At 58.7% G+C, this 14,332-nt stretch carries 10 protein-coding genes; 5 read left to right on the top strand and 5 right to left on the bottom strand.

What is annotated here, in order from left to right; genetic code table 11:
• Positions 1 to 4: 4 nt before the first annotated feature.
• The 3 genes from BN2694_RS03060 to BN2694_RS03050 all read right to left on the bottom strand — a co-directional run bounded on the left by BN2694_RS03060 (position 5) and on the right by BN2694_RS03050 (position 4,772).
• Complete coding sequence (locus tag BN2694_RS03060; RefSeq protein ID WP_135662503.1) at positions 5 to 1,522, bottom strand: HPP family protein; 1,518 nt, start codon at positions 1,520 to 1,522, stop codon at positions 5 to 7.
• A gap of 121 nt (positions 1,523 to 1,643) precedes the next feature.
• Entirely contained in the window at positions 1,644 to 2,495 is an 852-nt protein-coding gene (locus tag BN2694_RS03055; RefSeq protein ID WP_135662501.1) for a DUF63 family protein, read from the bottom strand.
• Between the two features lie 360 nt (positions 2,496 to 2,855).
• Positions 2,856 to 4,772 (bottom strand): PGF-CTERM sorting domain-containing protein, encoded by a 1,917-nt coding sequence (locus BN2694_RS03050; protein WP_135662499.1) that lies wholly within the window; start codon positions 4,770 to 4,772, stop codon positions 2,856 to 2,858.
• Positions 4,773 to 4,905: 133 nt separating this feature from the next.
• On the opposite strand from BN2694_RS03050, the gene BN2694_RS03045 reads away from it, so the two are divergent.
• Positions 4,906 to 6,159 (top strand): tRNA (N(6)-L-threonylcarbamoyladenosine(37)-C(2))-methylthiotransferase, encoded by a 1,254-nt coding sequence (locus BN2694_RS03045; protein WP_135662497.1) that lies wholly within the window; start codon positions 4,906 to 4,908, stop codon positions 6,157 to 6,159.
• A gap of 54 nt (positions 6,160 to 6,213) precedes the next feature.
• Here the strand turns inward: BN2694_RS03045 and amrB are convergent, their stop codons facing one another.
• A complete protein-coding gene (gene amrB, locus BN2694_RS03040) occupies positions 6,214 to 7,038 on the bottom strand; it encodes an AmmeMemoRadiSam system protein B (RefSeq protein ID WP_135662495.1) in 825 nt (274 codons plus the stop codon).
• Between the two features lie 155 nt (positions 7,039 to 7,193).
• Positions 7,194 to 8,105 carry a 1-phosphofructokinase gene (gene pfkB / locus BN2694_RS03035; protein ID WP_135662493.1) on the bottom strand — a complete coding sequence of 304 codons (912 nt, stop codon included), beginning with the start codon at positions 8,103 to 8,105 and terminating at the stop codon, positions 7,194 to 7,196.
• Between the two features lie 1,919 nt (positions 8,106 to 10,024).
• On the opposite strand from pfkB, the gene BN2694_RS03030 reads away from it, so the two are divergent.
• The 4 genes from BN2694_RS03030 (at position 10,025) to BN2694_RS03015 (ending at position 14,232) form a co-directional block, all read left to right on the top strand.
• Positions 10,025 to 10,426, top strand: coding sequence for a DUF5805 domain-containing protein (locus tag BN2694_RS03030; protein ID WP_135662491.1), 402 nt, complete (start codon positions 10,025 to 10,027; stop codon positions 10,424 to 10,426).
• Positions 10,423 to 11,475, top strand: a complete 1,053-nt coding sequence (locus BN2694_RS03025) for a tyrosine-type recombinase/integrase (protein ID WP_135662489.1) — start codon at positions 10,423 to 10,425, stop codon at positions 11,473 to 11,475. The genes BN2694_RS03030 and BN2694_RS03025 overlap by 4 nt, the downstream gene beginning before the upstream one ends.
• Positions 11,476 to 11,677: 202 nt before the next feature.
• Complete coding sequence (locus BN2694_RS03020; RefSeq protein ID WP_135662487.1) at positions 11,678 to 12,925, top strand: ATP-binding protein; 1,248 nt, start codon at positions 11,678 to 11,680, stop codon at positions 12,923 to 12,925.
• A complete protein-coding gene (locus BN2694_RS03015; protein ID WP_135662485.1) occupies positions 12,925 to 14,232 on the top strand; it encodes a DUF6414 family protein in 1,308 nt (435 codons plus the stop codon). Before BN2694_RS03020 ends, BN2694_RS03015 begins: the two co-directional genes overlap by 1 nt.
• The last annotated feature ends 100 nt before the right edge of the window (positions 14,233 to 14,332 follow it).

The following is a 14,332-nucleotide window of genomic DNA, read 5'->3' as shown; positions in this document are numbered from 1 at the left end:
GGTTTTATCCTCGCCTGTAGTTCCTATCGACGATTGCGACGTCCGCATCGACGTGGTCCAGTCGCTCGAAAGTCGGTGGCGAGACGAATCGCGACGCACCGCTCCGATCCTGGCTCGAGCCGATGATCACGAGGTCGTATCCGGCGGTGTTCTCCGTGAGGAACGGTTGAATGTCGGCGGCGGCGACCCGTGTCTCCAGCCGTCTGGGGACGGTCTCAACGAGATCGGCCAGCATTTCCTCAGCCTGGCGACGCCGATGTTCGTTCTCGATACAGTGGCAAACACTGATGTGTCCTGTTTTGCCCACCAGGCGGGTCGCGAAGTCAATCATACTGTGAGCGACGCCGCCAGCCTCGCGGACTGGTACCATAACTCGTTTCCAGCGCGTCCGGCCGTCCCGCGAGCGATGGACGATGACGTCTACGTCGCCGTCGAACAGCTGACGGATCGTCGGCGAAAGCCCGCCGTGGCGTTCGGCGTACGGGAGCGCTATCAAATCACAGTTGGCTTCGTGTGCCGCCCCCAGAATCGTCGTTCCGGACGATTCGCCCTCAACCGCGACAGCCACGTCGGTCGGGACGCCGATTTTCGTCTCGATACGATCGGCCGTCGTCTCCAGGCGGTCCGCAACCTCCGAGACCGCCCGATCTCTGGCGACCTCGTCCAACATCTCCTCGTCGAACCCCGCGGTTTCCCGAAGCGTCTCTCGGTCGGCTTCGGTGATCCGGGTATCGTCAAGTGTCTTCCCGATCGCTGGACCACTCTCGGCATCGAGTAGTTCTCGCTCGGCGCGGGCGACTGCCTCGTCGTCGACCACCTCCAGCAGGACGACCTTGCCTGCATCGTGCGCCCCAGCCAGGCGCGCACCCAACATCGCAGTTGCGTCGGGTTGATCGCCGGTCATCGGGACGAGTACGTGGTCGTCGCCATGGATCGAATCGTACAGGAACTCCGCCCGTTTCTCGTAGAGCCCTTCCCGCCAGACGAGAAAGACCCCGGCAACCAGCAGGCTGGAGAGGAACACGCTCAGGACGTACCCGATCTGGGTGGCTCCCGTGACGTGGACGAGCAACGCAGTGGAGTACGCGGAGGCTTCCTGCAGGTCGAGAGCCCACGTTACCGCCCCAGTCAGGAACAGACCAAAGGCGACTGCGCTCGCGTGGACCCGATACTGACCCGGTGGGATGTGCTCCCAGTAACGCGTCATAACGGTCAGTGCGAGCCACCCACACAGCGCGCCGACGCTCAGTCCACCAACGAACCGCCGTGGTGAGGCCTTCTCGCCTTCCGGATCCGAGAACAACGTATACGATCCCGATGCCAGCGGCGGAAAGAGCAAGTACGGCAGTGCATCGACGGTGTTCGACAGTGTGGTTACGATTCCCATCAACAGCGGGATGACGACGAGAATCGTCAGATGTAAGAGGTTCTGTGTGTGTTCGACCCATCGACGGAACGCCGATATCCGGTGTTCGAGCGGGCGTCTGAGCCGTCGGGACGCCTTCTTGACCGGATTTGACATCGTTAGATTGTCATTGGATGGGGCCGTGAAAACTCGCACGGTTCGTTTGGGAGACCGGACTCACTGCCATGGTAGTGTCACAGCGCTCGCTCTCGGCCGTCTGTTGCTATGGGACCACCCCTTATCCGAGGAAGAACAACACGAAGTTGTTGGCTGCCGGCCCGAGACCGACCGCCGCCACGAACGTGAGCAGGAGGCCCCCCATGGCGGGACGGTCATCGATGAGGTCCGCGACCACGGCGACCACGAGCGTGGCGACGATCACCTTGACGATCACGAACAACCAGCCCGCCCCGAGATATGGCGCCGTCGGGAGATCGCCCGCAAACGACATAATCATCGCCGGGAGCGGGGTACGCTCGGACGCTCCGAGCACGTCGTAGCCGATCGCAGTGATCACCCCGTCGAACACGTGAGAGAAGACAACAGACGCTCCGGCTAGACCCGTTCGCGCGACCACGCTCGTCCACTTGATACTCAACACGAAGTACGCAGCCGCGGTGATCGGCAACGCGAGGATGAATCCAACGATCGGCCACATCGGCGACAGCCCAATCTCCAGGCCCTGCCACACCATTGCGGTCAGGAACACGATCAGCACGCCCAGGCCAGTGATCCCCAGATGCAGGTGCGTGCGGTCAAGAGTGCCGCTGATCGTCCCGACAAACAGGAGTAATAGCCAGACGATCCCAACTACGATGTACACGGTGACGTACACTGCGGGCGCCGAGAACAGTGGGGCGACCCCCTCGGGGTACAACCCCGGCGGAGTAGTGACTGCCGGGGGGATCGAAATCTGATAGAAAGCGTGGGTAACGCCGCCGACAGCGGTCCATGGGAGGAAAGCAACGACATGTTTTCTCGTCACCGGAGGCTCCAAGCCCCACAGGAGCAACGTCGTGAGGAGGGTGCCGAGTCCCAGTGCCACCAGGTATGGGACGTCCGGAACGACGAACCCACTCGGTAAGACCATATATTTCGACAATGAGGCAACTGTGGAAAAACTTCCGATCAGCCATCCTGTGGCTGCTCTCTGCGCTGTTCGACGCCGTATCCAGGTCACCAATCTGTTCGACGGTTGCCCGTAGCAGCTCTCGCCTTATCTCCCGTGTCTGGATGGTTTCGTCGGGTATCTGGTGTCGCCTCGGGCCCCTCATCATTGCCGTCGCTTACTGGCAATTTCAGTCCAAATAGCATCGAAGAACACCGCGATCACGTCCTTGAAGTGAAACGGATCGGCGATCGCGATTCTTGTGGCGAACGATCGGACGTTCGCATTCGTTCAGTCAGCTCTATGCTTTTGACGGCCAAGGTGAGACAAAACGAGGGTTGATTACCCTTGTCTCCGCCAGACGACGGCGACGACTATGCCCACCAGGGCCAGCGCGCCGACGCCGCCGGCCAGGAGTACCGTCGACATTCCCTCAGAACTATCGTCTCCCGTGCCGTCCGCGTTGGGCACGTACGAGCGAACTTGCTCGGTGTTCAGCGACTGGAACGATTTGGAGTCGCCGTCCCAATCGCCGGGCATGTGAACGGTCGTCTCCTCGGAGACGTACTCGAGTTGCCGGACGGTCGACTCGTCGTTGGCGTCGACGGCGTCGCTGAGCCGGACGTTCCCCTTTGTTCCATCGGCGTCCTGGGACATGTACGCCTGTTCGACCGAGGCGTTCCCAGGCATGTCGAGGTACTCGACTGCGGCCGAGAGGTTGTCGACGGCGGCGCCGCCTTCGACAGTGACAGTCGACTCGTTGAGGGAGGCGTCGAGTCGGGCACCGCGGAAGCCGACCTCCTCGATCACGGCGAAGGCCTCTCTGACGGACGGCGTGGCAGTACCTCCCGCTTGCAGACTCTGTTCGTAGTTCTCGAGGGTTCGGTTGTAGAGATCTTCCTGCTGGATCAGGAACGACCCGTCGGCAGTGACGTGGTCACCCTCGGCCAGGACCGACAGTCCGAACTCTTGGGTTCCGACCGGCGGGAGATCCCGATTCTCCCGTTCGGTGACGTACGCCTCCCAGTTTTCCGACCGCTGCTGTAGAGAGACGTTTGCGGTGATCGCACCGTCAGACGTCGTCTCCACTATGGCGTCCCAGGTGCCGGTCTGAACGTAGTCCGCAGCATCCATGGCTGCGAGTTGCTCCTCGAAACGCTCGGACTGATTGGCGATGAACCCGCTTTCGTCACTGGCCTCCATCGCCGCGAAGTAGCTCTGCATCAGTCCGTCGTAGTTCTCGACGCTGACGTTCCACTCCGCCGAGCCACCGTCCGATCCTGTCTCGATGGATACCGACGCGCGTTCGATCGAGAGGTTCGAGAGGTCTTCACTGATCTCGTCCTGATTCGGACCGAACGACGACGACGTACCGGTTGCCATCGGCCCCGACATTCCCGTCGCAATCGATTGCCGAAGCAGCTCGTTCAGCCCCTCGATCTCGACCGTGTAGGCGAGGGAGAGCTGTCCACCGCTCTCGGTCGCCTCGAAGCTGTAGGAGTCGATCGTGACGTCACTGGATCCACCGACTGAGGACGTCATCCCCTCGAACTGCCGGCGGATCTGCTCGGTCGCGTTCTCACGCGTGTCCCACATTCCGGCCTTACGCTCGGAGACCTGGCTTTTGCGCTCGACTTCGAGGACGTGCCCGCCATCGGTCGCGCGCAGGTTGTAATCGTAACTCTCCGCGGATGTCCCGGGCAACGTCATCGTCCATTCGGCACTGCCCGTCGTTGAGAGAGTCGTCCCGGTCGTCCGAATCTCGCCGTTCGTCTTCGCCTCGTCGAACACCGCGGCGATCATTGCGCTATCCTCGGGGAGGGCGATCGACGTGTCGAGAGTGACGTCACTGCGTGCCTCAGTGGGCGAGGTCACGCTATCGACCTCGAAATCCAGAGACTCGAGTTCGTCCGGCCGGGGTGCCGAGAGACTGCCGGAGCCGTTCATCTGCGATTGGTCGGCGGTCATCGAGAACGACCCGGTCACGTTCGAGTCCCGGTTAGGCCCCTCGTAGATTCCGTAGAGGAGCCCCTCGGAGACGTTGAGGCCGAAGTGTCCACTCCCTTCGCCCGTGTTGCTGTCCTCGTAGGCGAGGATTACGTCACCGTTCTCAGTGACGTAGGCCTCTTGGGCCGTGTCAGTTTGGTTCGGCGTCGGTTCGTCTAACTGTTGGGCGCCCGTTTCGGCCGCGACCACCACCCCACTAACGAGAAGGAGGGTCACGACTGCGATCAGGGCAGCAAGGCTTCGACGTGCCATACCACCTGCAATTTCAGCGAAGCGCCAGATAATGCTTTCGACGTGTTCCGGCAGAACTGAACGGTTCCGACAGCCGAGGCCGTTCCCGATGCGTCGTGCTTTTAGTCGTCCACCCGTAGAATGGTGTACTACGATGGCCCGCTACCACATCGAGACCTACGGCTGTACGTCCAACCGGGGCGAGAGCCAGGCGATCGAGCGGGCCCTCCGCGACGGCGGCCACCACCCGGCGCCCGACCCCGATCGGGCTGACGTGGCGATCCTCAACACCTGTACGGTCGTCGAGAAGACCGAGCGCAACATGCTCCGGCGGGCCGAAGAACTCGACGCACAGACGCCGGCAGACCTCGTAATAACCGGCTGTATGGCCCTCGCCCAGGGAGATGCCTTCCGGGAGGCCGGCATCGACGCCGAGATCCTCCACTGGGACGACGTCCCGGAGTACGTTCGCAACGGCGAGTGCCCGACCACGACCCCAGATACTGAGATCCTCATGGACGGAGTGACGGGAATCTTGCCCATCGCTCGTGGTTGTCTGTCGGACTGTTCGTACTGCATCACCAAGCAGGCCACGGGGACGATCGACTCTCCCTCTATTGCGGACAACGTCGGAAAGGCCCGCCGGTTGCTCGAAGCCGGCGCTCGCGAGATCCGGATTACGGGCCAGGATACCGGTGTCTACGGACTCGACGACGGCGAACACAAGCTCCCGGAACTCCTCCGACGGATCTGTGAACTCCCCGGAGATTTCCGCGTTCGCGTCGGCATGGCCAATCCAAAGGGTGTCTACGGCATGCGCGAGGAACTCGCCGCTGTCTTCGCCGAGTACGACGAACTCTACAACTTCTTGCACGCACCCGTCCAATCCGGAAGTGATGACGTCCTCGACGACATGCGTCGTCGCCACCGCACCCCGCAGTTTATCGAGATCATCGACGCGTTCGAGGAGCGACTCGACTACTGGACGCTCGCGACGGACTTCATCGTCGGCTTCCCGACCGAGAGTGAATCGGACTTCCGGGCGAGTATGGACCTGCTCGAACGCGTCGAACCGGAGAAGCTCAACGTCACGCGCTTCTCGAAGCGGCCCGGGACCGACGCCGCCGAGATGGACGGGCTGGGCGGCACGAAAAAGAAGGAGCGATCGAAGGCGATGACTGACCTGAAGATGGACGTGGTCGGCGCCGCCCACGAGGCGATGGTCGGCGAGCGGCGGCGGCTGCTGCTCGTCGAGGACGGAACCGAGGATTCGCTGGTCGGCTACGACGAGGCCCACCGGCAGGTCGCCGTTCCCGGGGCCGAGTCGATGGGGCTCGCGCTGGGCGAGTTCGTCGACGTCGAGATCACCGGCCACAATACCGTCTACGCCCTGGGTGAACCCGTCTGACTGCAGCGCTCTGACGCCAAGCAATCATTCGCCCGTCACTATACGCCCAAGCAATCATTCGACCGCCACTGCGGCGTACCCGACCACCTCGTCCTTCGAGCCGGCAGTGTCACCGCTCGTCGCGTGGGCGAGTACCTCACTCTCGCCGTCGACGGCCCGCAGCATCGTCGCGATCGCGCCGTAGCCACAGACCGACAGTCCCTCGCGTTCGACCGTTTCGAGGAGTCCGTCCGGATTGTCGGCGCGGATCCGGTCGAGAGCGAGCTCGTCGCGTTCGAGGGCCTTCTCGTGGGGCTCGTAGTGAGTGAAGTCGCTGGAGGCGATGACGACGGTCGCCTCGTCGATCGCCTCCTCGATCGTCGATCCGAGTCGACGGGCCGTCTCGCCGTCCTGTCGCCGGAGGCTGATCGGCAGGATCGAGAGCTCATCGGACAGGTCCTGAAGGAAGGGCAGTTGTACCTCGGCGGCGTGTTCCCCGGCGTGAGCGCGCTCGTCGACCGTGGCTTCTGTCGTCTCAGAGAGTACGCCTCGTAACGCTTTGTCGACGGGGAGGTCACCCAGCGGCGTCCGCCAGTCATCGGATCCGGGGAGTGCCACCGGCTCCCCGACGCCCGTGTGGTTCGGGCCGACGACGACAACGGTGTCCGGACGCCCTGACACAGCCAGCGCAGCGTAAGCGTGTGCTGCGACGGGACCGGAGAACGGCAGTCCGGCGTGTGGAACGACCAGCCCGGCGATCGACGGCTCTCCGGGTTGGACGTCTGGACGGGATCCCGGTCCGATCTCGTGGGCGTAAACTGAGGCGATCTGTTCGCGTAACGCCCGTTCGTCGCCGGCGTAGAACCGCCCGGAGACAGCTGGATCGCGGACGTTGGTCATCGCAACTCACCCCCGTAGTACTCGACTGAGTCTATGCCATTTCGGCCCATACGGGTGGGTTCGAGCGCTAGACGTTCAAGTTTCCGCTGCGGTCCGAATGCGCCGGCTTGGAGGGGCCTGGTGCTGCAGACTCGTTCGGCAGGGGTGGCACCGTCTTACCCGTCAAGCGACCAGACCGTGACCTGATCCATCGTCGTTTCCGGGTTGAGCTCGTGGACACTCGGTCCCATCACACTGACGAGTTGAGCAGACGCGGCGATGCCGGCCCGAAGGGCCTGTTCGTTGTTCCAGCCCTGTTCGTACGCCCACAGGATTGCAGCCAACATGGAATCGCCCGCGCCGATCGTATCGACGACGTCGACTTCCAGCGCCGGTGCATAGAGTGTCTCCCCGGGTGTGACCATCACCGCGCCGTCGCTCCCCATCGACGCGATCACGCGTTCGTATCCCTTCTCCTGTAGTGCCTTCGCCGCCTCGGCACAGTCGTCGACCGAATCGATCTCCATCTCGGTCGCGGCCTCCAATTCCTCGCGGTTCGGCTTGCAGTACTCGTACTCCCGATCAAGGGCGGTCAAGACCTCGCCATGGACCTCGACAGCGGTGTTCCAGTCACCGGCCGCGTCGATCCGATCGATGTCCGCCGGACCCATTTCCGGCGGCAGACTGCCACCGATGTTGATCGTCGTCGGATCGTACTCCCGGACGGTTTCAATCAAATTGTCGACGGCGTCTTCGTCTGCTTTCGGGCCTTTTTGGTTTACGTGGTACTCACTTGTGGGTGTGAGTATCGTGGTGTTGATGCGAGTTTCACCCTCGACCGAGACGAAGTCCGTGGGCACGTCGTACCCCTCGAGATCCTGCTCGATGAAATAGCCCGTGAATCCGCCGACGATGCCGGTCGAGACCGTTTCGGACCCCAGTGCCCGGAGGAACTGTGAGACGTTGATCCCGTTGCCTCCCGAGTTGAACTGTGCCTCGGCACTCCGCTGGACGATATTCGATTCTATTTCCTCGTTCAGCTTGATCGTCTGGTCGACTGCTGGATTCGGTGTGACTGTCAATATCATGTGTTTCCTCCGTGGGGAGCCCTCGCTCCCTGAAACGTTTGGCCAGGCTATTAATAGTTCACACGCGAACGACGGTCGCTTCTATGGCGGCCGAACGTCGTGATCTGCACCCCGAGAATACTGATGAAGCGTGAGGATGATAGCTTGAGTCCATAGGGAATTCGATATAGCGCTATATAGTTTACAAGTGAATTCTCGCACATTGCTCTTTACCGACCGGGCGTTTCGAGCGACTGCCGACGGTGGGTTGCGAGGCAGAATATATCCTGTCTCGATTGGAGGTTTGCTCGATCGATGGCTGCAGACCAAGCCACCAATCGAACCCGTGGAGAGCGAGGTTCGTGATTCCGGGCCAGCAAACTCGCAGCCGTCAAGCACTGGCGACGTGCTCTGGGGGCATCGTCCGAATTGGCCCCGATCCGAATCGTCACGAACTGGACACTGGCGCCGGGACACATATCGATCGGTGGCTGCTCGACCCTCATTTGTCTATCGTGGTGGCAAACCACCTGAAAATTAGATCGAGACGGTTGAGCCCACTCCTGGAATCGTCCTTCATCAGTTCTGTAGGCTCCGGATACGCGACGGGCCTGGTTACCCTCTCGGGGCTCCGCCCTTACTTTCGGCGGGTCCGTCGTTGCTTCGAGTTGTCGAGAAGGCAATGCAGTCGAGTATATATCCGAGAGCACTTTTCCCGGACGAGATATGGCCATGCCATGTTGACGTGGTTTGAGGGCCGCTTTCGGAGTCCATCGGCCAATCAGGATTGTGTTCGATTCAGAACGTCCCGGCTATACACTGTATAAGCGTGGACCATGGCGTTCACTTCGTGAATACGCCCTGCACTTGGGAGTGGATCTACCGTTAGATCGTGTTTGTGTCCCGGTATATTCTACATTGAATTCGAGCCTACGGTGAAAGACGATTCTACTGTGAAAGCGGATTTGGTCGGCACTGGGCTAATTCCGAATCCTCTTTGTAGGCGACAGGTCTGCTTCCGTACCAAGGCAGTATCCTCACGAGCAGCCGGTGATCTCTACAGCCGTGAGGGCGTACCACGGGCTAGCTGTTCAACGTTCGTGGCACGATACCCTCGACTTTGCTGGCTCCCGTATGCATTTCCGAGAGTAACACATCTCCAGGACACCGTAGACAGTCGAGAGAGAAACGGCGGTTTGGCACCGACAGCTTTCTATCAGTTTGATCACTTCAGACGTTCGGATCCGAAAGAACTGGTTGCCCGTCGTTTGACTGTGAATCTGATACTCCCGCCGTTGAGCAGAATCAGAAATTTCACGATGGCCGGAACGTATTTCATATTTCCTCCTCGGAATGCTGCTACGTTCGCGCCGAAAGCATCGCATTCTCGGTCTGGGCCGAAGGCTGCCATTCAATTCGACTCTCCAGGTATCTGTTCCGCTAAACTTCCGATACAGTCTGGAATCGTTCGGCATAAGACGAGCAGCTGTTCGACGGTCGCGATCTCGTTCGGCGTAACACTGGCCGTACCACTGGGGGTCGAATATGAATTGTTCGATCCGCTTTCGAAGCCTCGCGCAGTTGTACTCGGCGGCCTCTTGGGGAGCGGTCGCCGATCCGGGCAACGGTTGTGCATCGAATTCGGTCGTGGGGGGCATCCTCGTCTTTCCCCGTTTCTCCGCTGTTGTCCCCAGGGGTTGACCGTCGAAGATCACCGTTTACTTCGCCCGGCACGTCCATGGCGATTATCGTCACAGAGCTCCGTTCTCAGTACCCTGGACGGACTTCTTTCGATTCGACTCCCGCAAGAGAAATTGGGGTACCATAATTCAGTATAATCGTATCAAGTCGCCGTGTATACAGGGTCATCAACACTGATAACTCCCCTTATCTGCATAGATAGGGATAGATTGAAGAACGGGTCGGTCGAAACGTTTCCTATGCCGGACGAAGAGTCGACGTCAAGGTCTGCTGTCAAGACGTACATTCCGGCCTACCAAAAAGATGCCTGGCGCGAACACGCTGACGACCTCGATATGAGTCAAAGCGAGTTTGTCCGGACGATGGTCCAGGCCGGCCGTAGACACTACGCTTCGGATGAGGAGTTCTCTCCGGACGAACTCTCGGGGTCGAATTCCCAGGAGGCCCGTGACTCTGAGGACCTCACCGAACAGATCGAGACGCTGCTTGCGGAACAAGGCCCACTTACCTGGGAAGAACTGCTCGCGGCGTTGACCGACGACGTCGAGTCACGACTCGACGAGGGTCTCGACGAACTCCAAGCGTCGAACACGGTCAAGTACAGTGGTCGAGACGGCGGTTACACGCTCACTCGATCATGAGTACGGACAGAACTGCTCCTGAGAGCGTCGAGGACCCGATCGAGTACTTCTTGACCGACATCGCCTTCCAGGGCAAAAGCGAGCGGACACAGGAAGCCTACGAACGCGTTCTGCGGGACTTTGCGGCCTCGCTCGACAGGACCGAGCTCGCGGAAGCGACTCATCGCGACTGTATGGCCTGGATCCACGACCAGCGTAATGGTCACTCCGAAAGTACGATCGCCACGTATGCGTCGTACCTCCATCGGTTTTATTCGTATATGACCCAAATCGGGACGTTCGAATCGAACCCGATGGCGATTGTCGTTGAGGAACTCGACGAGAGTATCGATTCGGATCCCGCTCGGCGTGACGTTTCGATCGAAGCGATGCAGCGGTTCGTCGACGGGGTCGCTCACCCTCTTGAGCGGGCAGTGATCGTGACGCTGGTGAAAACAGGAATGCGTGTCGGTGAACTCTGCAACCTCGATCAGCGTGATCTGCACCTCGCCGAGGACCTCCGGGAAGACGTCACAATCCGGCCGAGTTTGGAGGGCCGGGCGAACACGCTGTATGTCTCCAGCGAACCGGCGCGCGGAGAGGTCATCAACGGCGAGGAGCGCTCGGCATCCAACAAGCGCCGCCGGGATACAGTAATCCCAGTCGACGACGACCTGGCGACGACGCTTCGAGCGTGGCTGGACGTACGCCCGGATCCTGTCTCCCAGGCCGATCCGCTGTTCGTCAGTACGCGAGATAACTGGGGCCGACGGCTGACGACCGACGCCGTTCATCACGTCGTCACGACTCATGCGCGGGAGTGGGGCTGGTACGATGACGGCGGTGGCGTCGAGGAGAACGTCACTCCGCACTACTTTCGGCATTTCTTCACGACACACCTCCGTGATCGCACTGGGGATCGTGGGATCGTCAAGTACCTCCGTGGTGACGTCGCCCAAGACGTGATTGACACGTACACTCACGATTGGGGCGGCCGAGTCCGAGATGTCTACGAACGGAATGTCTACGAACTTCCCACTCCGGAGTACTGTACTGGTTCAAACTCATAAATCATATATCAATATATCTATTCGCAATGGTCGAACGCTCCACAGGTTCGGAAGGTAGAAACCTACAAACCAAAATATTGTTGACAAATATGCTGGGCTACGCAATTAACGAACCCCAGATAGCGCCCTCCCATAATATTATTTATATAACTGGGATGGGTTGGCGAAGCTATCTTAAGTAGTAGATGAGAAGTAGCGGGAAATGGCGGATAACCGGGTGTTACAGGTGCTCGCTACAGAGGGCCAGCATCTATTGATTAACGACAACGGCGATATCATTCGAGTTGCTAACGATATTTCGCGGCAAGTAACTCCCGGCGACTTCGTCGAAGTGGCAAATCAATACGGGAGGGACCAAGCAAAAAGAGTTGCACGAGAGGACGATCCAGCCGGTCAACATGCAATTGTTGAGAGGAGCACTGGTGAGCATCTACTGGTGCAGACAGAGACAGGGAAACGAATTCTCTCGAAACCAGATGTAGATGTTTCACCTGGTGATGGCGTGCTGCTGACGGACCTTGGAGAGTTCTACAAGGTGTTTGAGGAGGATATCGTTGACCTTGGTAATGACGGAGAAAATCTGGGGCGCGAAGTGAACGATACTAATCCATCTGATCTTGACCCGGATAACGTCCCTAACAAGCAATATTCAGACTTCGGTGGGATGGACGAGGTTGTGGAGGAAGTGAAATACAAGGTAGAAGTCCCGCTCAAGGAACCAGAGCGGTTCGAAGATGTCGGAATGGATGCTCCGAAAGGCGTACTGTTCTACGGCCCGCCAGGAACCGGCAAAACATATCTGGCGAAAATAGTCGCCAACCAGGTAGAGGACGCGTTGTTTTACAGTATCCGGGGTCCAGAGCTGTCTGCCGAATTGGTTGGAAGGACGGAGCGGTTACTTCGCGGGGTATTCGAGAAGGCCCAGAACAACCCGCCAGCGATCATCTTCTTTGACGAGATTGATTCTGTAGCACCACGACGAGACAAGACGATGGATTCTGGCCGCAGAACCGTCGGTCAATTGCTATCGCTGATGGATGGCATTGAGGATCGCGGTCGGGTGGTAGTCGTCGGGACGACCAATTTGATAGAGGCAATTGATCCAGCACTCCGACGCCCTGGCCGGTTTGGACGCGAGATCGAATTCCATCGCCCATCACGTGAAGGCAGGCGAGAAATTCTCGACATCCACAAACCGGATATTGAATTTGCTAATACCGTGTCACTTGATAACCTTGTGGAGAAGACGGAAGGATGGACGGGTGCTCATATTGAGTCATTGTTCGGGGAGATTGGGGAGATTCTCTTGAAGGAAGAACGGGACCGGGAGGGGACCCCGACGATTCATCGAATGGATGTCGAGCGTGCATATGAGAGAGTGCAGGCACAAATCAATAACAAGGAGGCGCAACGACGACGAGAGCAAGAAGCTGAGGAGGGTGCAGACTAATGGGATTTAGAGATCGGCTTTCGAATCTACTGGGCAGAAAGACTGGAGACGAACAATCTCCTAGCGGTGAGTCGTCGGAGAGCGGGTCTACCGGGGAATCCAGTGACGGAGAACCAGATGTTGAAGCAGACGATCGTAGGTACGAGAGGGAGCTCCGGGAGTTTGTTTATCTGGATCGAGATAGTGTTGTGAGTCTTCTTGCGTCGATCGAGGGTGCCATCAAGCAGGAACGGATTGAGCAGATTGGGAGTCGGTCAACGGAGCGTGTTGCTGGTGGTGTGAATGCGAGTATTTCTGGAGTAGGCGCGAAGGTAGAGGGCGAGCAGGTGGAAATGGGGGAGAGTTCCTCTGAAGTGGTACACAACTACGCGATTCAGTCGCTCTTCGATCAGTTAGATCAGCATCGGCAGCATGACGAGGATATCGGTCTCATTGATGCTGCGGAGAGAATTGAGGTAGATGTGTCCAAAGTAACCCGAGGAAAAATTCTACGGGTTGATGTTGAATTGGATACGCACTACCTGTATCGGTTTTATAAGGTTATGATGTATCTTCAAGAGAATATTCCCGAGGCAGTCGGTCCAGAGGACGAAGATGTACTGAAGCTTATTGAGTCGATGTTTGGAACGGAGATTCCAGTGAGTGGACGCGTTCTCGGTTTCCAGGTGAGGGATGGGCGAATTCAGTCTGGTGACCCGGACGATTCCGACGGAGAGCCGCTTCGTATCGTGGGTCAGTTGAATGCGCTGAAGCTCTGGCAAGACGTTCCTGATGCCCTTTTTGACGAGGAAGAATACACAATCTTCTGCCGTGTCGAGGAGATATATGACGAAGAGTCGTGGCACCCGCTGAGCCTCGCACAAAAAATCGAAACGGTCTCCCCGCCGCTGGCTCAGCTATTAACCGAGTTTATGGAACGTGCGGCGGCCCTCGCCAAAGAGGAGGCGGACAATCAGACCAGTGACGATGTGGACCTATGTGATTGGATAGATACGCTTGCGGAATTTGATGAGCGAGCAGGCCTTGATGAAGTCGGGGACGACCTTCACCGGCAATTCATGACTGAGTATGTAGTCAAAGAGGGAATTCCTGCACTCTCTCCATCTGCTGGGACAGAACTGATTGACTTCTACTCTGATTATGCAGCGTATCTCCGGGACCACGATGTCACCCTCTCGAAAGGAGATGAAGCGGAGGCTACTGACTACATGATATTCGACGAATACACGTCTATGAGTACCGAAGGAGAAATAACAGATGACGATCCCCTCCAAATCGAATCGCAAATAGTCGCCATCTATTGGTGACGCTAGTTCGGGTTCAGTTAACCGGTTCAGATGGGGTCTACTCCGTACAGCCACCTAATCGGGTACGAAGAAAGTATGCTGATTGCTTCATGCCGGTCTC

Origin of the sequence: Halorhabdus rudnickae (assembly GCF_900880625.1) — an archaeon.
Lineage (GTDB): Archaea > Halobacteriota > Halobacteria > Halobacteriales > Haloarculaceae > Halorhabdus > Halorhabdus rudnickae.
The sequence above is the reverse complement of the archived record's forward strand: the minus strand, read 5'-3'. Positions and strand labels throughout refer to the sequence as shown.

Excerpts from the sequence above, each read along its gene's own strand:
- BN2694_RS03060 (WP_135662503.1), bottom strand. The coding sequence starts at position 1,522 with ATGTCAAATCCGGTCAAGAAGGCGTCCCGACGGCTCAGACGCCCGCTC.
- BN2694_RS03055 (WP_135662501.1), bottom strand. The coding sequence starts at position 2,495 with ATGGTCTTACCGAGTGGGTTCGTCGTTCCGGACGTCCCATACCTGGTG.
- BN2694_RS03050 (WP_135662499.1), bottom strand. The coding sequence starts at position 4,772 with ATGGCACGTCGAAGCCTTGCTGCCCTGATCGCAGTCGTGACCCTCCTT.
- BN2694_RS03045 (WP_135662497.1), top strand. The coding sequence starts at position 4,906 with ATGGCCCGCTACCACATCGAGACCTACGGCTGTACGTCCAACCGGGGC.
- amrB (WP_135662495.1), bottom strand. The coding sequence starts at position 7,038 with ATGACCAACGTCCGCGATCCAGCTGTCTCCGGGCGGTTCTACGCCGGC.
- pfkB (WP_135662493.1), bottom strand. The coding sequence starts at position 8,105 with ATGATATTGACAGTCACACCGAATCCAGCAGTCGACCAGACGATCAAG.
- BN2694_RS03030 (WP_135662491.1), top strand. The coding sequence starts at position 10,025 with ATGCCGGACGAAGAGTCGACGTCAAGGTCTGCTGTCAAGACGTACATT.
- BN2694_RS03025 (WP_135662489.1), top strand. The coding sequence starts at position 10,423 with ATGAGTACGGACAGAACTGCTCCTGAGAGCGTCGAGGACCCGATCGAG.
- BN2694_RS03020 (WP_135662487.1), top strand. The coding sequence starts at position 11,678 with ATGGCGGATAACCGGGTGTTACAGGTGCTCGCTACAGAGGGCCAGCAT.
- BN2694_RS03015 (WP_135662485.1), top strand. The coding sequence starts at position 12,925 with ATGGGATTTAGAGATCGGCTTTCGAATCTACTGGGCAGAAAGACTGGA.